General features: G+C 62.0%; 17 protein-coding genes and 1 pseudogene. 9 read left to right on the top strand and 9 right to left on the bottom strand.

The window, feature by feature from the left end:
• Positions 1-158: 158 nt before the first annotated feature.
• A complete protein-coding gene (gene ppsA / locus X265_RS27540; RefSeq protein WP_128969433.1) occupies positions 159-2,579 on the bottom strand; it encodes a phosphoenolpyruvate synthase in 2,421 nt (806 codons plus the stop codon).
• Between the two features lie 156 nt (positions 2,580-2,735).
• On the opposite strand from ppsA, the gene X265_RS27535 reads away from it, so the two are divergent.
• Together X265_RS27535 and X265_RS27530 are read left to right on the top strand one after the other, a co-directional pair.
• Positions 2,736-4,016: a family 4 glycosyl hydrolase gene (locus X265_RS27535; RefSeq protein WP_128969432.1), complete on the top strand. Its 1,281-nt coding sequence runs from the start codon at positions 2,736-2,738 to the stop codon at positions 4,014-4,016.
• A gap of 106 nt (positions 4,017-4,122) precedes the next feature.
• Complete coding sequence (locus X265_RS27530) at positions 4,123-4,611, top strand: CDP-archaeol synthase (RefSeq protein WP_128967678.1); 489 nt, start codon at positions 4,123-4,125, stop codon at positions 4,609-4,611.
• Here the strand turns inward: X265_RS27530 and X265_RS27525 are convergent.
• The 4 genes from X265_RS27525 to X265_RS27510 all read right to left on the bottom strand — a co-directional run bounded on the left by X265_RS27525 (position 4,592) and on the right by X265_RS27510 (position 9,022).
• The gene (locus X265_RS27525; RefSeq protein WP_128967677.1) at positions 4,592-5,557 is read right to left on the bottom strand and encodes a metallophosphoesterase; all 966 of its coding nucleotides are present in this window, start codon (positions 5,555-5,557) and stop codon (positions 4,592-4,594) included. The genes X265_RS27530 and X265_RS27525 overlap by 20 nt on opposite strands.
• A 198-nt stretch (positions 5,558-5,755) precedes the next feature.
• Positions 5,756-6,712, bottom strand: a complete 957-nt coding sequence (locus X265_RS27520) for a 1-phosphofructokinase family hexose kinase (protein WP_128969431.1) — start codon at positions 6,710-6,712, stop codon at positions 5,756-5,758.
• 1 nt (position 6,713) lies between these two features.
• The gene (gene glk, locus X265_RS27515; protein WP_128967676.1) at positions 6,714-7,691 is read right to left on the bottom strand and encodes a glucokinase; all 978 of its coding nucleotides are present in this window, start codon (positions 7,689-7,691) and stop codon (positions 6,714-6,716) included.
• Entirely contained in the window at positions 7,688-9,022 is a 1,335-nt protein-coding gene (locus X265_RS27510) for a GH1 family beta-glucosidase (RefSeq protein WP_128967675.1), read from the bottom strand. Before X265_RS27510 ends, glk begins: the two co-directional genes overlap by 4 nt.
• Before the next feature lie 74 nt (positions 9,023-9,096).
• Between X265_RS27510 and X265_RS27505 the strand changes: the two genes are divergently transcribed.
• Together X265_RS27505 and X265_RS41535 are read left to right on the top strand one after the other, a co-directional pair.
• Positions 9,097-10,542, top strand: a complete 1,446-nt coding sequence (locus tag X265_RS27505; RefSeq protein ID WP_347339905.1) for a glycoside hydrolase 5 family protein — start codon at positions 9,097-9,099, stop codon at positions 10,540-10,542.
• Positions 10,543-10,645: 103 nt separating this feature from the next.
• Positions 10,646-10,918: a hypothetical protein gene (locus X265_RS41535; protein WP_244659309.1), complete on the top strand. Its 273-nt coding sequence runs from the start codon at positions 10,646-10,648 to the stop codon at positions 10,916-10,918.
• A 59-nt stretch (positions 10,919-10,977) separates the two neighbouring features.
• Here the strand turns inward: X265_RS41535 and X265_RS42125 are convergent.
• Positions 10,978-11,070, bottom strand: a pseudogene (locus X265_RS42125) (ChaB family protein); the annotation flags it as partial.
• Between the two features lie 248 nt (positions 11,071-11,318).
• On the opposite strand from X265_RS42125, the gene X265_RS27495 reads away from it, so the two are divergent.
• Entirely contained in the window at positions 11,319-11,756 is a 438-nt protein-coding gene (locus X265_RS27495; protein ID WP_128967673.1) for an EF-hand domain-containing protein, read from the top strand.
• A 106-nt stretch (positions 11,757-11,862) separates the two neighbouring features.
• On the opposite strand, the gene X265_RS27490 is transcribed toward X265_RS27495, so the two are convergent.
• The 3 genes from X265_RS27490 to X265_RS27480 form a co-directional block, all read right to left on the bottom strand.
• Complete coding sequence (locus X265_RS27490) at positions 11,863-13,092, bottom strand: MgtC/SapB family protein (RefSeq protein WP_308421639.1); 1,230 nt, start codon at positions 13,090-13,092, stop codon at positions 11,863-11,865.
• A 32-nt stretch (positions 13,093-13,124) separates the two neighbouring features.
• The gene (locus tag X265_RS27485) at positions 13,125-14,153 is read right to left on the bottom strand and encodes an AI-2E family transporter (protein ID WP_164938821.1); all 1,029 of its coding nucleotides are present in this window, start codon (positions 14,151-14,153) and stop codon (positions 13,125-13,127) included.
• Between the two features lie 89 nt (positions 14,154-14,242).
• Complete coding sequence (locus X265_RS27480; RefSeq protein WP_128967670.1) at positions 14,243-15,481, bottom strand: APC family permease; 1,239 nt, start codon at positions 15,479-15,481, stop codon at positions 14,243-14,245.
• A 138-nt stretch (positions 15,482-15,619) separates the two neighbouring features.
• On the opposite strand from X265_RS27480, the gene X265_RS27475 reads away from it, so the two are divergent.
• The 4 genes from X265_RS27475 (at position 15,620) to X265_RS27460 (ending at position 20,460) form a co-directional block, all read left to right on the top strand.
• On the top strand, positions 15,620-16,441 hold the full coding sequence (locus X265_RS27475; RefSeq protein WP_128967669.1) for a universal stress protein: 822 nt from the start codon (positions 15,620-15,622) through the stop codon (positions 16,439-16,441).
• Between the two features lie 16 nt (positions 16,442-16,457).
• Entirely contained in the window at positions 16,458-17,294 is an 837-nt protein-coding gene (locus X265_RS27470; RefSeq protein ID WP_128967668.1) for a universal stress protein, read from the top strand.
• Positions 17,295-17,362: 68 nt separating this feature from the next.
• Positions 17,363-18,100: an ABC transporter ATP-binding protein gene (locus X265_RS27465; protein ID WP_128969429.1), complete on the top strand. Its 738-nt coding sequence runs from the start codon at positions 17,363-17,365 to the stop codon at positions 18,098-18,100.
• A complete protein-coding gene (locus tag X265_RS27460) occupies positions 18,097-20,460 on the top strand; it encodes an ABC transporter permease (RefSeq protein ID WP_188637362.1) in 2,364 nt (787 codons plus the stop codon). The genes X265_RS27465 and X265_RS27460 overlap by 4 nt, the downstream gene beginning before the upstream one ends.
• Positions 20,461-20,462: the final 2 nt, after the last annotated feature.

Here is a 20,462-nt window from a genome sequence, read left to right as displayed (position 1 = left end):
GAGGCCCAGAAGGTGCCCGAGGTCGTGATGGTCGCGCCGCCGAGGATGCTGGCCGACCTGATGCGAAGGCGCTGACCGCAGCCGAATTGCACAAGCATCTGACCAAGCATCCCGTGGGGAAGATCGAGAGGCATCTCATCGGAATAGACTGAGACCAATCAGGTTGAGCCCACCCGACGCAGTCGGCCCTTCTGCTCGGCCTCTCGCACGACGTTGATCGTGCGCAGGACGCTCGACGGATTGACGCTGATGGAATCAATTTCGAGTTCTGCAAGAAAGGCCGCGATCTCGGGATAGTTCGCCGGTGCTTCGCCGCATATTCCAATATGGCGCCGGTTGCGCTTTGCGCCCTTGACGGCCATGCGCAACATCTCCAGCACACCGGGGTCTCGCTCGTCGAAATCGAACGCCACGATGTCGGAATCGCGGTCCACTCCGAGGGTGAGTTGGGTAAGGTCGTTGGAGCCGATCGAGAAGCCATCGAACAGCTCGGCGAATTGGTCGATCAAGATGACGTTGTTCGGTATCTCGCACATCATGAAGATCTCAAGACCACTCTCGCCCTGCTTCAGGCCATGTTCGCCCATGGCCTGGATCACGCGGCGCGCCTCGTCCACGCGGCGGCAGAATGGAATCATGACCTTCAGATTGGTCAAACCCATTTCCTTCACGACCCGCCGCAGGGCCGCACATTCCAGCGCGAAGCCCGGCGCGTAGGCGGGATGCGCATAGCGGGCGGCGCCGCGAAATCCGATCATCGGGTTCTCTTCCTTCGCTTCGAAGTCGGACCCGGCAATCAGGTTGGCGTATTCGTTGGTCTTGAAATCGGAGAGGCGGATGATCACGGGGCGCGGGTAAAAGGCCGCCGCAATCAAGCCGACTCCCTCGGACAATCGCTCGACGAAGAAATCGGCTGGCTTGGCGTACGCTTCAGTAAGCCGCCTGACTCTTTGCCGATCCTTTGCGGACTTGACCTTTTCCGGACAGGCCAAGGCCATCGGGTGCACGCCGATGTGCTGATTGATGATGAACTCCATTCGAGCAAGTCCGACCCCGGAACTTGGCAGCATCGCTGTCTTCAATGCAATTTCCGGGTTGCCGAGATTGACCATGATTTCGGTCCGCGGAGCCTTCAGTGCGCTAATTGCGATGTGCTCGACCTCAAATGGCACGGCCCCTTCGTAAACGTGGCCGATATCCCCTTCCGCACAGGAAACCGTAACGCTCGTACCGTTCCTGGCATTGCGGCTGAAGTTCTCCGTGCCGACCACAGCCGGTATACCCAGCTCTCGTGCAACAATCGCTGCATGGCAGGTCCGTCCCCCATGATCGGTAATGATTGCGGCGGCCTGCTTCATGACCGGTTCCCAATCGGGACTCGTTGACGGTGCGACCAGCACCTCACCGGGCTTGAACGAGCGCAGATCCTGTTTGGTCGCGACCTTGCGGATATTGCCGGTCGCGATCTTTTCGCCGACGGCTCGGCCGCTCGCGAGCTCGCGCCCTTTCGATTTCAGGTTGTAGCTCTCCAACGTGGCAGGGCTCCTCTGCGACGCGACGGTCTCCGGCCGCGCCTGGATGATGTAGAGCTCGCCGTCCTTGCCGTCCTTGGCCCACTCGATGTCCATTGGCATGGGGGCCCCCGCCTTAGCCGAGTAATGGTCCTCCACCGCAATGGCATAGCCGGCGAGTTCGAGAACGTCCTGGTCCGAAATGCAGTAGCGGCGGCGTTCGATGGGCGAAGCGGCCACATTGCGCGTGGTCGAGCGGCCACTGCCATACACCATTCTCTTGTCCTTGGCGCCGAGGCGACGGGACAGAACCGCACGAGATCCCGTCTTGAAGGTCGGTTTGTGGACATAGAACTCATCGGGTTCGACCACGCCTTGAACGATGTTTTCGCCGAGCCCGTAGGCGCCCGTTATGAAAACGACATCTCGAAATCCGGATTCAGTATCCAGTGTGAACATCACGCCGCTGGCCGCGAGATCGGACCGCACCATCTTCATGACAGCGACCGAAAGCGCGACCTTGAAATGATCGAAGCCATTGTCGATGCGATAAGAGATGGCGCGGTCGGTAAACAGCGAAGCAAAGCAGCGGCGGCACGCATCGAATAGCGCGCGAGCGCCACGAATGTTGAGAAAGCTGTCATGCTGCCCCGCGAAGCTGGCGGTCGGCAAATCCTCGGCAGTCGCCGAACTGCGCACCGCAACAGCAAGATTGCGGCCATACTGCTTTTCGAGCTCGCCGTAGGCTGCTGCTACGCTGGCGCGCAAATCAGCGCGATCAGTTGCGTCGTACACAATCGCGCGGGCTGCCGTAGCGCGTCTGGCCAGATCGGCAATTTTGCGCTTGTCCAGTCCGGACAGCAGCTCGTGTAATTCGTCCCATGCACCGCTCGCGGTCAGCGCATCCCGGTAGGCGGCGGCGGTGATCGCAAAGCCGTTTGGCACCCTCACGCCTGCGCTGGCGAGTGCCGAATAGAGCTCGCCGAGCGATGCGGTCTTGCCGCCCACCAAGGGCACATCGTCGAGACCGATCTCGCCGAAACGCCGGATGTAGCTAGAGTTGGCCATCGCGTTTTCTCGCATTGCAGCGGAGGACCTTTCGCGCGCGGCAAGGCGCATCTGCATTTCCGCAGAATATGCGGCTCAAAGGAAGGCAGCTTGATCTTGCGCAAGATCGGCTTTGGCAAACAACGCATGCTCAATAGAGGAGACCGGAGCATCGAGATGCCTTCCATGAGCAAGATCGTGTTTCTGGGCGCCAGCAGCGCGGCGTTCGGCATGAGCATGTTTCGAGACCTGTTCTCAACGTCCGATCTTGCGGGCAGCGAGTTGATCCTGGTGGGTCGGAACATCGAACGGCTTGATCGTTCGCTACGCCTTGCGCAGTTGCTCAATGAAAAGAAGGGGGCAGGGTTGAGGATCGAATCGACGACGGATTGGCGCGCGGCGCTGGACGGCGCGGACTTCGTTGTTCATTCGACAGCGATCGATCGCAATCGACTGTGGCGCTTTGATTTCGAGGTGCCGCGGAAATACGGCATTCGCCACACGCTCGGCGAAAATGGGGGACCGGGCGGATTGTTCTTCACGTTGAGGACGTTGCCGGTCGTCTTCGGTTTCGTGCGAGAGATGGAGCGGCGCTGCCCGCGAGCGCTCTTCATCAACTTTTCCAATCCGGAGAGTCGGATCATTCTGGCCCTCGGCCAGCACAGTACGATTCGGAGCCTGGGCCTATGCCATGGCATCTTTTTGGCGCGCGGGCAGGTGGCTTCGATACTGGGGCTGCCTGAGGAGCGGATCGATGTCTGGGGCGCCGGTCTGAACCATTTTCAGTGCCTCATGCAGATCCGTGACCGTGAGACCGGTGCCGATCTCTATCCGCTTCTCAAAGAGAAGGAAAAGAGTGTCAATGCGTCCGTCGCACCGCTGACGCGAAAGTTGTTGCGCGGCTTTGGCTACTGGCTTGGCTGCGGCGATGCGCATGTCGGCGAGTATTTGTCGTTCGGATGGGAGGCGGGCGAGGGCGGTTACAACTTCGGCTGGGACGAGGACGAACGTGGCAAGCTGATGCGACTGATAGATGATGTCCTTGCTGGCAGGGCATCAATCCCGTCGTGGTGGTTCCAGCCCTCCGGCGAACGCGCTGCAACCATCATTTCGTCGGTCCTTCTTGACCGCAAGCAGCTGATCGAGTCAGCCGTTGTCCCTAACTGCGGAATTATCCCCAATCTGCCGGTCAACGCGGCGGTCGAAGTACCCGTCGTTGCAGATGCCGCGGGAATTCACCCTGTTTCCTTGGGACCGCTTCCGGATGCGGTCTCCAAGCTGATGGCAATCCAGGTCGGCGTTCAGCAGCTCGCGGTCGAGGCGGCTATGCAGGGCTCAAAGGAGCTCGCACTGCAGGCACTGCTGATCGATCCCGTCATAAATTCGGAGGACGCCGCGCGAGGGCTGCTCGACGAGCTGTGGGAAATCAATCGGCCCTACATTCGTAGGTGCATATGAAAGAAGGTTCAGGTTCGGCGGCGCTTGGAACGCGCTATTTCGTTAGGTAGTTGCTCGACGCCGCGGTGCACGCTCCGACGGCGGTTCATCGCAAGCGAGATGCTTGATGTCCACATTCCCGATTCTTTACGCAATTGTGCTTCTGACGCTCGCAAACGGGGCGCCGGTCGCGGCGAAGAAGCTCCTCGGCGCTCGTTTCGCCTTCGCGTTGGATGGAGGACTTCTGTTCTTTGACGGCCGACCGGTATTCGGAGCGTCGAAGACCGTTCGCGGCATCGTCGCGTCAATCGTCGTGACCGCATTCGGCGGAGCTCTTCTTGGCTTAAGCTACGAAGTCGGTGCTGCAGTCGCGATCGTCGCGATGGCGGGAGACCTGTTCTCCAGCTTCTTGAAACGGCGCATGAAGATGCCACCGAGCAGCCAGGCGGTGGGTTTGGACCAGGTTCCGGAATCGCTGTTTCCGCTCCTGGCTTGCCAGGAGAGCCTGGGGCTGAGCGACGCCGACATTTTCGTCGTCGTCTTGATGTTCTTCGTTGGCGAGCTCGCGATCTCTCGCGTGCTGTACATGTTGCGTATCAGGGATCAGCCCTATTAGAGGGATCGGCTGGGCGGCACAATCGGTGCAGCGTGATTTCTGGCAGGCAATTGAAGCGCACGGCAACGACGCTTGATCCCGCGCCCACGGAGGTGTACCCGACCATGCCGCGATAGCGCCAGGCGCCCGCGCCCATCCGACGTGGTAGCACCGAGTCAAGCGTGATGGGGATCGAGCCCGGCAGGCAGATCTGACCTCCGTGCGTATGTCCGCCGAGTAGCACATCGAACCCGGCATGCGCCGCCTGTCGGTAGATTTCCGGGGTGTGGGACAGCAGGATCGAGAATGCGCCGTCGGGGATCTCCGACCCGACCTTCTCAATGTTATCTACTCTGAAATAATGCGCATCGTCGATCCCGGCGACAAATATCTCCTCCTCGCCGCGCTTGATCGTCGCGCACTCGTTCTGGAGCATGCGTATGCCCATCGCCTCCAGACCGGGCAGCATCCTGATGGTGTCGTGATTGCCAAGCACGCCGAGAACGGGTTGCTTCAGGTGGGCAACTACCCGTGCCATGCCCTCCAGCGCGGCGTCGAACGCTCCGAAAGTCTTGCCACGATAGTCGCCGGTGAGGACGCATAAATCATAGTCCAGCCCTGGGATCAGCTCGACCAGGCGCCGCATGGCGCGCTGGCTCATATCGACGTGGGGATCGCTGATGTGAAGGATCGTGAAGCTGTCGAACAGAGCTGGTAAATTTGCACATTCGATCGTGTTATATTTCACCGCAATGCGCTCGGCATTTCGGCGGCCCCGCCAGTACAGCCCGGACAGCTTCAGAATATTTCGTATCAGCGAATGGACAGAATACCAGTTCTCGATATGGAAGAAGTTGAGTCCCTGGCCGAAGATCTGTGCCTCATGATCAGCTTCGATGCCAAGCCGCTGCCGGGCGTGGATCCGACCCAGACGCTGCTCCAGTTTCAAAAGCAGTTCGTCTTCCACCTGGTGAGCCTTTCGGTTCGTGGCGATGAACACCGTATACGCGCTGGCTCGTCATACCCGGGATATTGATCGACCTGGTCCAGAGCAAGATAAGGCGACGCAATGCGGTTGGCCGAAGCGCAGCCGCGGACAGTTGCCCGTAAACCAGCTGCTGATCTCAGCAATTGGCGTTCACTCGGCAACTGATCCACGTCGTCGCTAGGCATGATAGCCGACGATGGCAGTCACTTCCACGCTGGAAGCGAGACGATGAATGTCCTCTCTCACACATAGCCCCGTGCCGGGACTCAGCAGGGCGGCCGAACCGCCGGCGACGCCATAGCGCAGAGCCGCTTCGAGGTCGCCGTCGTGTGCCAGGCTCGAAACCATCGCTCCCAGGAAGCTGTCGCCGGCCCCGGAGACGCTAACGGGCTCGATCGGAAGGCCGTTCGCGCGCAAGGCGATGTCGCGCGTCAGGAGCAGGGCGCCCTGCGAGCCCATCGAGAGCGCGATCATCTCGATGCGGTGGCGAGCGAATAGGCTGCGCCCTGCTTCGAGCAGCGCAGGCTCGTCCTCGGTGCTAATGCCGGCGAGATCCTGGAACTCGTGAAGATTGGGCTTGATGAGATAAACGCCGGCATCCAAGGCGGCCTTCAGCGAAATACCGGTCGTATCGACGATGACCTTGGCCGCTCCTTTCGATGCCCGGACCACCCGTCCGTAGAAGTCGACCGGTATTCCAGGGGGCAGGCTGCCACTGGCGATGACAAATGCAGCTTCGGAGCTGATGCGCGTGACGGCGTCGAGGCACTGCTGCCATTCGAATTCGCTGAGCGAGGCCCCCGGAAAAACCAGACGAAACTGCTCGCGGGTCGTCTCGTCGAAGACGGTGATGTCCTCGCGGGTATCGTTCGCGGTCGGGATCACGATGCTGCGCACGGACTCGCGCTCGACCAGCCGCGCCAGCGTTTGCCCGGTGGCGCCTCCGGCCGGATAGATCGCGATCGCGTCGATGTCGAGGCGCGTCAGGACCCTGGCGACGTTGATTCCGCCTCCGCCGGGATCGCGCTGGGCTTCCGCGCAGCGCATTTTGGTGAAGGGCATCATCTTCCTGACCGACGTCGAGATGTCGACGGCGGGGTTGATGGTCAGGGTTACGATCTGGACCGGTGGCATCTCAGTCAAGGCCTTCGACCTCCATCAGGGCACGAAGACCGGTGAATGCAACATCGTCGTCGAGGATGAGATAGGCCGGGATCGGCGCCAAGAATGTCTTGAGACGCCCCTTTTCCTCGAAGCGCATGCGAAACTGGGACGCGGCAAGATAGTCGGGCATATGACGCAAAATGCCCCCGCCGATGAACATCCCGCCTTTTGCACCGACTGCGAGCGCAAAATTGCCCGTAACGGATCCCAGCATCGCGCAAAACATGTCGACGGCAGCGCGGCTGATCGGACAAGTCCCTTCGATTGCGGTCCGCGTGATCTCGGCCGATCGGCGTTTTGGAACGGTCACCCCGTCTAGAAACGCAAGAGTGTCATGGAGGTTCTCCAATCCCGCGCCCGACAGGAGGCGTTCGGACGATACATGTCCGAAACGTTGCCGCAAATGCGCGATGACGGCGTCCTCGCGCAAAGAGCCTCCCGCCATCGTGGAATGGCCGCCCTCACTGGAAAGGACGATCTGACTGTCGCCGTGCGGTATGGTGACAGCCATGCCCAGGCCGGTGCCGGGGCCGATCGCCGCGAGGGGCGCTCCGGCGACCCGTTCTCGTCCCCCCAGTTGCAGCAGACTGCCCGGGAGAAGACGGGGCAGGGCCAGCGCGACCGCTTCGAAGTCGTTGATCAGGCGCACGGACGAGAATCCATATGCCCTGCGCAACTCCTCTGCATCGATGACCCAGGGATTGTTCGTGAGAGCGCAGCGGCCGTTCTGGACTGCGCCGGAGGCGGCGAGGATTGCGTGCTGAATGGTCCCGGCCTTTGCCGCCTCGCCGAGATAGGCAGTGAGCGCCTCCGAAAAGGTGCCGTGATCGCCGACGGCCGTATGAGCGATCGTGCCAAGCTTGCCGTTCGTCAGGAGTGCAAAGCGAGCGTTAGTTCCTCCGATATCGGCGAGCAAGGCGGTTCGCGTTGGAGGAGTTGGCTTCATCATGGCTGCCCCGCCTTGATCAGCCCTGCATACCAGTCGAACGAGGATTTTGGTGTTCGCCGCAGCGATGCATAGTCCACATAGGCCAGGCCGAACCTGATGCTGTATCCGGAATCCCATTCGAAATTGTCGAGCAGCGACCAAACGAAATAGCCGCGAACGTCGACGCCGCGGCAGGCGGCGGCAGCCATCGCGGCGATATAGGCCTTCAGGAATTCTATGCGGCCAGTGTCGATCACGGCGCCGTTTTGGTCCGGCTGGTCGAAGTTGCCGTATCCGTTCTCGAGAACATAGATCGGCAAGCCGTAGCGGTCGTGGACACTCTGCAATGTGTCGCTGAAAGCCTCGGGATCGACCGGCCAATCGATCGGCGTCAAGGGCGCGCCGGCGGGCTTGTCGCCGAAGCCGTAGCCCAGCATCGAAACAGGATCTGCCTTCACATAGACCGGGCTGTAGTGATTCAGCCCGAACCAATCGACCGGCCGGCAAATGCGCGCCATGTCGCCCGGCTGCAGATGCGGTTCGATCGCCGCTCGCATCGATTCCGGATACGCGCCACGGCATTGCGGGTCCGGAAAGACACTGTTCCAGTAAACGTCCAGGCGTGCCGCCGCAGCTGCATCGGCCTCGCTGCTGCTGGACGGCCGGCAGGGCTGCCTGTTGTGAATGCACCCGATCGATGCGCCGGCAACGTTTGCGCGCAGAACATCAACCGCCGCACCATGCGCGAGATTGACATTGTGGATCATGCGATGGAGCTTTTCTTCGCTGCTGCGATCCCGCTCGCCGAGTGATCGGCTGAACAGGCTGAAGATCGATGGCTCATTGAACGTCGCAAATCGCTTGACCCGATCGCCGAAGCGGGTTGCGACCAGAGCCGTATAGTCGGCGAACCAAGTCGCCATTTCACGATTCTGCCAGCCACCGTGCTCCTCCAGAGCCTGCGGCAGGTCCCAATGGTAAAGGCACAGCCACGGCTCGATGCCGGCGGCCAGGAGCTCATCGATCAGACGGTCGTAAAACGAAAGACCGGCCTCGTTGGCAGCTCCGCGTCCCTGCGGCAGGATGCGTGGCCAGGCGATCGAGAACCGGTACGCTTGCACGCCCAGGGCTTTCATCAGGGCCACATCCTCGCGGTAGCGATGATAGTGGTCACACGCGACGTCGCCGGTATCGTGATTCTTGATCGTGCCGTTTTGGCAATAGACGTCCCAAATGCTGGCTCCGCGGCCGTCCTCCCGCGTGGCTCCTTCGATCTGGAAGCTCGAGGTGGAAACGCCCCAGATGAAGTCGGAGCGCAGACTGGCGGTGTTTGGCAGTTGGATTGTCGACATCAAACACCTGCGTGGGTTCTGCTCCGCTTGTCCCGGCTATGCCGTTGCGTGCGAGCCCGTTGGGTTTCGGAGTATTGATAGTCAGGCTGGTTCCGAATGGTATTGAGATAGGTCAAGCGGCCCGGATAGGGCCGTGCGACCAATCAAGAAAGTTGGTTGCTCGTCGGGGGAGGCCACAGTTGCAGAGAACGAAGTGGGGTGGGGTCGTCGACAACGGGCTCACTGGAAGTGGCTTCTTCCGCGTTGCCGAGCGCAACGGCGTATTCTGGCTCGTTGATCCCGACGGTGGCCGCTTTCTTTCCAAGGGCGTCAATAACATCCGTTTCGATCAGGACCACGTCGGACGGACCGATCGCGTGCCTTACGCCAAGGCCTGCACGGCCAAGTACGGCAGCCCGCAGATCTGGCGCACCGCGACGTCCAACCGGCTGGCGAGCTGGAAGTTCAACACGGTCGGCTGCTGGTCGGATGAACTCGTCGCCAGTGCGGGATCGCAATTGCTGGCGAGCACGCCAACCGCGGAGCTCGGCGCGTCCTTTCGCCTGCATCGCCGCGATCAGATCTTTCCGGATGTCTACGATCCCGAATTCTCGGCGCATATCCGCGTAAGCGCCCATCAACGCTGCAGGCATCGCCGCAACGATCCCGGCCTGCTCGGTACCTTCATCGACAACGAGCTCTACTGGTCGCCCGACTGGCGAGGCACTGATGAGCTTCTGACGCTGTTTCTGAACCTGCCATCGCATCGTCCGGGCAGGATTGCCGCAATCTCGGCTCTGCAGGCGCACTATCGGGATTTTGCCCAATTCAACACGGTATGGCGCACACAAGCGCGATCTTGGGAGGAGTTCGGCAGGATCGAGCACGTCGTGGCGCCATTTGTCAGACTCCGGCCTGGCGTCCTGAACGATGCGATCGAGACCAAGGCCAACTTGGCAGATCCCTCCCGCGAGGCCTTCTCGGCCGATTGCGATGCCTTCGTGGCCGTCGTGGCCGACAAGTATTTCGAACTGTGCGTCTCGGCGATCAAGGCAGCCGATCCCAATCATCTCGTGCTCGGCTCGCGGTTCGGATATCAACCGCTCAGCGGCGTGATTGCCGCGGCCGGTCGTCACCTGGATGTGGTTTCCTTCAATTGCTACGACTTCGACCCGGGGCCGGTCATCGATGCTTACGCCGCCGCCGGCAGGCCGTGCCTGATTTCGGAATTCTCATTCCGCGGCGATGATGCGGGCCTGCCGAATTCGAGTGGAGCCGGACCACGCGTGCCTACCCAGACCGAGCGCGCCCGGGCCTTCCAGGGCTACGTGGTGGCAGCCCTCAGCAAGCCGAATGTGATCGGCTATCACTGGTTTGAGCATGCCGATCAACCGGCCGAGGGCCGCTTTGACGGCGAGAATTCCAATTTCGGCACGGTGACCATCGAAGACCGGGTTTACGATGAGCTGACTGAGATGATGACCCGGGTCAATGCCGCGGCAGAGAGTATCCACGCTGCTGCCGTTTCAACCGCGATCTGATTGCGACAAGGCGCGGAACAGTTTGCTCGCCGGCGTCCTCGTCACGTCTAAGCCGGCGTTCCCGCGCGTCCCACCTCACCCCGGCGAAACGGCTGCTCGACAGATGGCAGCCCCAGGTTTGATCGGGCGCAACAATGGCATTTCACTCGCTTGCTATCGTTATTTTGCCAAGGAGTGGGAAGGAGTGTGCGCAATGGGCAAGAGTGGTCAAGCGGCGCAGGAGAGTGCTGCGAAACAAGAGGCGGAACGCCCCGCTCCGCATCGCGGAGGGCGCGTCGTCGAAACGGAGCCGGTGGATCGTGCGATCAAGGACGCTGTGGAAGACGACGAGGTGCGTGAGGCATTGAATTTGCGTGGTCGTAACAAGCGCCGGTAATCCTCTCGTTTCATATAGGAGCGCTTTACTGCCGACCAGGCGGTGCGATGGGCGATCTCTTCCTGCCGGACGTCGCCGACATGCGAGGCAAAGGACTGGTTGAACGCTTCCCGGTAGATGTCCAGAACATGAGGCGGCAAATGACGCCGCATGCCAACGGGAAGGTCTTCGTTTGAGCTATAGGGCATTGTCCCGCTCGCGGGGTGGCCTAGGCCTTCAAGAATGCCGGATCGAGGCGTCCGGTCGTTCCTGACAAGCTAACCTTTCTAAGGAGCATCGAACCTGAGCGGTCCCGCGGCGCGCTGATCGTCGCGATGTTCCACTGCGTATTGACCTGGCTCAAAGCGAACTCGGAGGCGTTCGACAGGTTGTTACGGCACAACAAAGCCGGAGAACCACCATGCGAAGCCAAACCATTGCTGCGGCCCTGCTACTCGCCAGCTTGAGCCATCCCGCTTTCGCTCAATCGGCAGCCGACCACGACGCCCATCATCCCGGCCAGGAGCAGACAACCGCATCCCCGCAGACGAATCCTCCTGCAAGTCAAGGCACGGAGCGGCAGGGCGCGATGCACGGGGGAGATATGATGGACATGATGGGGCGCGGGATGAAGGGGCGTATGATGATGGGCGGCGAGGCGATGGGCCCACCGCCCATGTTCCGTATGATCTTCGCGCTGATGGATGCGGATGGGGACGGGACCGTCTCATTGCCGGAGTTTCAGGTCGCGCACGAACGCATTTTCAAGGCAATGGACAGCAATAAGGATGGAAAGGTCACTCCAGAGGAGATGATTGCGTTCATGCGGGGAACCAAGATCTCGGTCCCGCAGCAGTGAGCGCAGGCTTCGCCGCGCGGGGATCGAATGGCAGGTGTAGGAGCGGATTTCCCCAACAGCGGACCAAATGCCTGGGGCAGTCGTGAGCGATAGCCGCGCTGCGCCATCAGGAGATCGAGACCAAACAGGCGCCAGCCCATGCGGCAGCGATGACCAGAACGAGGCCAGGGATCAGCCGCAGCGCGAAGGAGCGCCCGCCGCTGACCCAGCCGACGACGATCTTGCTGAGAGTATTGGTCGACAGCGCCGCCAGTACCGGAGCGACAGCGTCCGTGGAGTTGACCTTGCCTGAGGCGGCGAGGCTGGCTGCGGCGACAGCGGGCGAATGCGTATCTGCTAGCCCGGCTACAGCCGCGCTGACAACCAGGCCGATTTCTCCAAAGGCCTCCCGCAGGCTGGCGGAGAGCAGGAGGACTCCGGAAAGCGTCAAAGCCAGCAATAAGGCGGACGGAAGGCTGAAAGCACGTCCTTGCTCGAACTCGGCTGTGCCGGTCTCCCTCATGCCCTTGACCGTGAAGATGACGCCGTAGAGCGTTGCGGCCGCACCGGCGCAAAGGAGCGGAACGAGCAGACTTTGCAGCGTGGGCAGACTCGTGGCTGCGAGAACCGCGAAAAGCTGCACGATCGTTGCGACCGTGGAAAGCGTTGCGCCGGCGATAGCGGCTCCGAGCAACTCCGGCGCCTTGCGAGCGCGGGCGCCCATCGCTCCGATGGTGGCTGTGCTGGAGACGAAACCCGAGGCGAACCCTGAGATCGCGAGGCCTCCTTTTGCGCCGAGCAAACGTGTTGAAACATGCCCTGCGGCGCCGATCGCCATCACCAGGATGACAATGATCCAGATGGCGCGTGGATTGAGGGCGCCAAACGGGCCGACCGGCTGATCCGGAAGCAAGGGTAAGACAACGAGCGTAGCAGCGGCAAAGATTAGGCCATCCTTAACCTCGTCGCCGCTGAGCACCTTGTGAACGAAGTCGTGCAATGCCGCACGTGCCGCGAGCAGAATGGCCAGGATAACGGCAACGCCAGCGGCCAAGACGGGACGTTGCGTGGCCAGTCCGCCGAGCAGAACCGTCAGGATGAGTGCGGTCTCCGACGTCAAACCGGGGTCGTCGCTCCTGGACCGCAGATAAGCGATCGCAACCAGGACCATGATCCCGGCGGTCACGACCGCCAGCAGACCCTTGCCACCGATCATCACGCTGATGGCGCCGGCGAGTGATGCGGCCGCAAAGGTGCGCAGCCCGGCAGGCGAGCGCCCTGGACCCTCGCCCTTGCGGCGTTCCCGCTCGAGGCCGATCAGGAGCCCGATGCCGAGTGCAACGACGACGCCGATCACCTCGGAATTCAGGCTCGGATTCAGGAAATCCATCACGGAACCTGTACTGCGTCACGCTGTTGCGGTGGTGCATCGATCGGGGCTGCCAGCCGACCCCGCCAGATCTGCACCAATGTCAGGGTGACCGCGAGCAGCAACGGGCCAAGCACTACGCCCGGTGCGCCCATGAGAACGAGCCCGCCGACGACGGCGATGAACGACAGCATCGTATGCATTCGAAGCTTGTTGCCGACCAGGATCGGATAGACAACATTGTCCACGAGGCCGACGACGAGAGTGCCCCAGATCGTCAGCACGACGGCTGATGTGTAGGCGCCGCTCAGCGCGAGAAAGGCGGCAGCCGGCGCCCAAATCACGAAGGCGCCGAGAAACGGCACGATGGCGAGAAGAGCCATCAATACACCCCAGAACACAGGGGCGGGCAGCCCCAGCCACCAGAACATGAGGCCCCCGAGGCCGCCCTGCAGCGCGGCAACCGCCATGGTCCCGAAGACCGTGGCGAAGATCGTATCGGTCACCCGAACGCTGACCTGCGAAAACTCCGGCTCCGAGAGCGGCAGATAGAGCCGCGCGGCGTCCGCTATCCTTTCCCGATCGCGCAGCAGATAGAACAGGAAATAGAAGGTCAACAGCAGGTTTGCCACTCCGGAAAAGGAGGCCCGCAGGACGGAGCCGCTGCCCGTCGCAAGCGCCGAAGTAGCCGTTCGCATCAGATCCGCAAAGTCCACCTTGTCGTGGATCCATTGCAGCGCCGGGGCAAGCCAACGATGCCCGCCCATGAAACGTTTCCAGTCCTCCGCGTCGAACATCGGCACGACGAGCGTTGCGCTCCGGACGGCCTCGTTGAGCAAGGTCTCCGCTACGAGGATCGCAGGAACGACCACAATGCAGGCGGTCACCGTCACCGTCGTCAGCGCCGAAAGACTACGCGACCCCAAGCGCTTGCTGATGGCCATGTCCAGCGGGACGAACAAGACTGCAAGCGTCGTGGACCAGACGAGCGCGCCGAGGAAAGGCTTCGCCATGAACGCGCAGACGGCAACGCCCAGCCCGATGACCACTGCAAGAGTGGTCCGAGCCAGCCTTCGATCGGGAAATTGTGTCGTTTGAAACATTGGCTGCGATTGACTGTTCTTTCCCATCGGTCTTGTTATGCCGTGAAAAGGGCGGTTCCGATCATGAGCACGCAGGAGACGAGACCAAGGGACGCTATCCAGAGCGGGACGCGGACGGCCGCTGGATCGGATCGAGTGTGCCGCGCGCGGATTCGAAGCAGAGACAGGTTGACAACGGCAAACATCAACAGCGTCGCAAGAGACGTACCTTCTGCCAGCCGTTCCAGCGGGAATATCAGCGCGAGAGCCGCAACGCTCAGCATGACCATCCCCGTGGCGATCAGCGGCGTCCCGGTTCGCGAATGGACACGTCCTACAAGTCCGGGCAGGTCGCCTTGTTGTGCCATGCCATAAATGACACGCGCCGTCATGGTCATCTGGGCGAGCACGGTGTTGAGCGTCGACACGACCGCGATCACGCTGAACGTCGTCGGACTTATGCGCGCCACGGCGCCGAAGACCAGGCTCAGCGGCGCCGTTGACCCGGCAAGGACGCTCGGCGGTACGGCGCTGACTGAAATCGCCGCGATCAGGACGTAAAGCACGCTCGTGATCAGCAGCGTGAGTGCCATAGCCCAGGGGATATCCCGTTGTGGGCTCTTGGCCTCTTCCACGACGTTGGCGAGGTCCTCGAAACCGACGAAGGCGAAGAATGCCAGCACGCCGGCAAAGGTGATTCCGGAAAAGGTACCGCCGTCGAGCGGGGGCGGCGTAAATAGCGCGGAGCTGAACGAGACATCCGAATGAATGGCGGATACGATGATCCATACCAGTCCGCCCGTCTCGATCAACGTCAGAAACCCCGCGAGCATTACCGATTCGAGAATGCCCCAGGCGGCGACCACGCCGAGGGCAGCGACGATCGCCACGACGATCACTGGTGCAGGCAGTGTGATCAACTGGCCTAAGTAGCCAGCACCCCCGACGGTCACCGCCCCAGCCGAGATGATGCCAATGGCGAGCCTCAATGAGCCGACGGTCCTGGATAGAAATCGGGAGTTGAATGCGGCACGGACGTAGGCGGCTTCCCCGGCGCTGACGGGGTAGCGGGTGGCGAGCTCGGCATACGAGGCGGCCGTCAAGGCCATGACAGCGGCCGCTAATGCGAACGCCCACGAGGCGTAGACGCCTGCATGGCCCGCAACGGCGCCGATCAAGACGTAGATCCCGGCTCCCACGGTGACCCCCGTCCCGTAGAGGACCAGCAATGGCAGCCCCAGCCGCCGTCGCAAACCGGCCGCAGGCAGGATCCGATCTTGCGGCACTGTTTCCATTCACGTCATTGCAAGCGAGGGCTGAATTCCGAGAGATTATATCAGCGGGCCTGGCGCGCAGCCTCTTGATTTGGGTCAATTGGACGCATGCGAGAGGTGCCAAAAAGTGGAAGCGCATCAATTAGCGGAGCCATGCCGATGACGATCGCGACCGTGATGGTCTACGTTGACCCCGAGCAGCAGGCGGAAGGTCAAGTCCGCATCGCCCGGGACATTGCAGACAGATTTGGAGCATCGTTGATCGGCGCTTCGGCTTTCGCGGTCGAGCCTCCCTTCGTGGCCGAGGGCGTCATCATCAAGGAGACCACCGCAGACGACCTGAAGCGGATGAAGTCGGCACTCGCGGACAAGGAGCAGTGGTTTCGCAGCGTGGCCGGCCTGCCGAAAGAGCGGGTCGAGTGGCGCTGCAGCGTAGACTACCCTACCGCGTTCCTGACCAATGAAGCGCGATCCGCCGATCTGGTGGTGATCAGGTGCAGGCAGGAAGGGACAGACCAGTTCCATTTCATTGATGCCGCCGAGGCCATGATGCGGATGGGACGACCGACGCTGCTGGTTCCTGACCACGTTCCGGCGCTGAAGGCCGATCGCGTTCTGGTCGGATGGAAAGACACTCGCGAGGCAAGAATCGCTCTGCGAGATGCGCTACCGTTCCTCTCTAAAGCTTCGCAGGTCACGATCGTCGAGATCTGCACCTGCGAGGAACAGAACGCAGCGCGCCGCCGCGTCCGCGATATCGCGAAATATCTGCAGGCCCATGCGGTAAAATGCCAAGCCGAAGTGCGCGTGCACATGGCTGAGCCCGATGCGCACCAGCTTCTTCGGGTGGCAAAGGACGAGGACGCCGATCTGATCGTAACCGGAGGTTATGGCCATAGTCGCCTCGGCGAGTGGATGTTCGGAGGCGTGACGCGCGATCTGCTGAACGAGGCGCCGATCTGCGTGATGATGTCGCACTAGGTCGTTCGGAGACACCATGGCCATCAAGGACGTTTTGCTCACGCTCACCAGCTACCCGGATCCGGCGCCGGTTTCAGTGATTGATCGCGCCGTGGCGCTTGCTTCAACGCTCGGCGCCCACATTGCGGCGATCTCATGTGAGGCTCATGTGCAGGTTCCCGGCACCTTCCTCGGCGGCGCCGGGCATCTCGGGTCGATCGTGGCCAGCGAGGCGCAGAAGAGCAGAAAGAATGCGCAGGACTTGCTGGCCGCGTTTGAAGCGGCCGCTCAGAAAGCCGGCGCGCTGCACGAGATCATTCTCGAACGCTGCCTGACATCCGAAGTGCCGGACCTGCTGGTGGAATATGCGCGGCTGCGCGACCTCACCATCGTGTCAGTGCCGGAATCCTACGACCAATGGTATGCCGAAGCCGTCATCTTCGGATCCGGACGACCCACCTTGGTGCTCCCCGAAGCCCCGGCGTCCAGGGCGGCTGACTTGAATAGGGTACTCGTCGCGTGGGACTTCAGCCGCGCGTCGGCGCGCGCAGTCTCCGATGCCATCCCGATCCTGGAGAAGGCGCGCGAAGTGTGCATTCTCACCGTGATCAACGAGAAGGCGATATCGAGCCGGCGTTCCTCGTCCGAACTCGCCAAGAATCTATCGCGGCACGGCATCGATGTGATCGTCGACGAGGTGGATGCCGCCGGGCGGGCCATCGGCGAGGTTCTTGCAGCGCAGATTGCGTCCCGCCGAACGGATCTCCTCGTGATGGGCGCCTACGGCCATTCGCGCTTCCGCGAGTTCATATTGGGAGGCGCGACCCGAAGCATCCTGACGAAGCCGCCGATTCCGGTCCTGTTCTCTCACTGAGCGGCGAACGGCCGACGACATCACAATGTAGGTCGGAAGTCCGGCCTCCGACTTCGAACTTGAAACTCATGGACGTCTTTCCGGCCAATCAGGATCGCAAGAACGCTCCGGTGTTTCGCGCCCGCGGGCTTTCGAAGACCTATCGGATGGGGGAGGTTGAGGTGCATGCCCTGCGGGACGTCGATCTCGACGTCTTCGAAGGCGAGTTCGTTGTGCTCCTCGGGCCGTCCGGGTCGGGGAAATCGACTCTGCTGAACATCCTGGGAGGTCTGGACAGTCCAACCTCGGGCGAGGCCCACTGGCGCGACCACAATCTGGTCGGCGCGACGGATGCCGAATTGACCCGCTACCGCCGCGAGCACGTCGGCTTCGTCTTTCAGTTCTACAATCTTATCCCCAGCCTCACGGTGCTGGAGAACGTCGCTTTGGTGAACGAGATTGCCGACAAGCCGCTCGATCCGCTCGAGGTCCTTGCGCTCGTCGGTCTCGAAAAGCGGATCGACCACTTTCCTTCACAGTTGTCCGGCGGCGAGCAGCAGCGTGTGGCGGTTGCCCGCGCCATCGTCAAGTCGCCGGATGTTCTCTTGTGCGACGAGCCGACAGGGGCTCTGGACTACGAGACCGGCAAAGTGGTGCTGGCGGCGATCGCGCGAGCCAATGAGCGTCTCGGTACCACAACGATTATCATCACGCACAATGCGGCGATCGCGGGAATGGCGGACCGCGTGCTGCGGCTCGGTGGCGGGCGGATCGTCGGAGAGGAACGTAATGCGCACCGACTCTCGGCCGACGAGGTGCACTGGTGAGCCTGCTCGATCGAAAACTGCTGCGCGATGTTGCCGCAATGCGGGGCCAGGTGATCACCATCGCCCTGCTGGTTGCCGCCGGCGTCGCCGTCTTCGTTGGCTCAGTCTCGACTTACAATTCGCTCGGCACGGCCGTCGAGCGCTTCTACGCTACCGCGCGATTCCCGCAGGTCTTCGTGACGCTCAAGCGTGCGCCGCTATCGATCGTTCCGCAGCTCAACGCCATCCCCGGGGTTGCGACGGTGGAAGCCCGTATTGTTCGCGAGGTCATCGTGGACTGGCCGGCCGCTTCGCAGCCGGTCTCGGCGCGCATGGTGTCGCTCAACCATGCTGGCGACGAACGGCTTGCCCGTCTGCATTTGCGCCGCGGCGCGGCGCCCGAACCGGGCTCCCCAAGAAGCGCGGCAGTCAACGAAGCGTTTGCCGAAGCCAATGGTGTGAATCCCGGCGACGACATCCGTGTGCTGCTCAACGGCAAGGTGGAAGCTTTTCACGTATCCGGCGTCGCGCTCTCGTCGGAATATGTCTATGCCGTCAAGCCCGGTCTGCCCATTCCGGACGACCGGCTCTATGCCATTCTCTGGGTCGACCGCCGCGCGGCGGAAGCCGCGTTCGACATGAAGGCGGCCTTCAATGATGCCGTCATTTCGCTGGCGCCGGGAGCCGATCCGAAGCCTGTGATCGACGAACTGGATCGGCTGCTCGAGCCCTATGGATCGATCGGTGCCGTCGCGCGGCGGGATCAACCATCCAACCGCTTCCTTGAGGATGAGCTGAACCAGCAAAAGGTGATGTCGACCACCATCCCGCTGATCTTTTTCGGCGTTGCGGCGTTCCTGCTCAACAGCGCACTGGGCCGGCTGGTGGCAGCCCAGCGCGAGCAGATCGCCGCGTTGAAAGCATTGGGCTTTCCAACCGCGACGCTGATGCTGCACTATCTGAAGCTCGTCCTCGTCATCGTGTTGATTGGATCGGCGCTTGGAATTGCCGCCGGCTGGGGCTTCGGACGAGCGATGATCGCGAGCTATCAGGGTTTCTTTCGTCTGCCGGAGCTGCCGTTCGGGCTGACGCCTTGGTCGGCCGTGCTGGGAATTGCGATCAGCCTGACGGCGGCTTCTCTCGGCGTCTTGACCGCGCTACGGCAGGTCGTCAGCCTCGCACCCGCGGTCGCAATGCGACCGGCTGCGCCTCTCGGCTTCCGACGGTCCTGGATCGAAGCGCTTCTGCCGCGCGCTGCGACCAGATCGCGCCGGCTGATGATCCTGCGGAATACCGCCGGGCGTCCATTCCGTTCGGTACTGACCGTGGCCGGAGTGGCCTTTGCGATCCCGATGATGGTGCTGGGAATCTTTTGGCGCGACGCCATCAATGAGATGATCGACCTGCAGTTCAACCTGGTGGAGCGCGGCAACGCGACGGTGACGTTTCCGCACCCCCTGGATCGTTCCATCCTGCGCGATCTGGCACGCGAGCCAGGCGTTCTCGTGGCGGAAGGGCAGCGCATCGTGCCGGTGCGCCTTCGGGCCGGGCAGCGCAGCTATTTGACCTCCGTGATCGGCCTGTCTGCAGGAGATGAGCTGCGTCGGCCGCACGACGCCATCCTGCATCCGATCGCGGCCATGCCCGACGGGATCACGCTCACCCGTCGGCTTGCCGAGCGGCTCGATGTGATGGTCGGCGACATCATCGCCGTCGAGGCGATGGAGGGCCGGCGGCGCAAGCGCGACCTCCCGGTCACCGCCATCGTCGACGAGTCGATCGGAATGGCCTCCTACATGGAGATCGAAACCCTGAACCGCTTCACGGACGAGGGCGCCGTGATCTCGGCTGCGAGTCTGTATGTCGAGCCGACGGCGATGCCGGCGTTGGGGCGGAGGTTCAAGAACCTCCCGACCATCGAGTCCGTGACGATGAAGGCGTACACGCTCTCCTCCTTCATGGAGAAGATTGCCGGCCTCGTGTTCGTGACGGCCGGCATTCTTGCCGCCTTCGCCACGATCATCACGGTTGGCGTGGTCTACAACAGTGCGCGCATCAGCCTGCAGGAGCGGGCCTGGGAGTTGGCCAGCCTGCGCGTGCTGGGCTTCACCCGCGGTGAGGTTGGGGGCATCCTGTTCGGCGAGTTCGCCATCGAGATCGTGCTTGGAATTCTGATTGGCCTGCCGCTCTCTCACGCCGTTATCGGCCTGATCGCCGGATTTCACTCCAACGAGAGTTTCCAGATACCCGCCGTGATCGCGACGCAGACCTATTTCATTGCAGCGGGCGTCGTGTTGGCGGCGGCCGCAGCCAGCGCGTACATCGTCAAAGGCCGTGTCGATCGGCTCGATCTGGTCGCGGCTCTAAAGACCAGGGAATGAAC

The organism is Bradyrhizobium guangdongense (genome assembly GCF_004114975.1).
GTDB lineage: Bacteria > Pseudomonadota > Alphaproteobacteria > Rhizobiales > Xanthobacteraceae > Bradyrhizobium > Bradyrhizobium guangdongense.
This window is presented reverse-complemented; position numbering and strand designations above follow the sequence as displayed.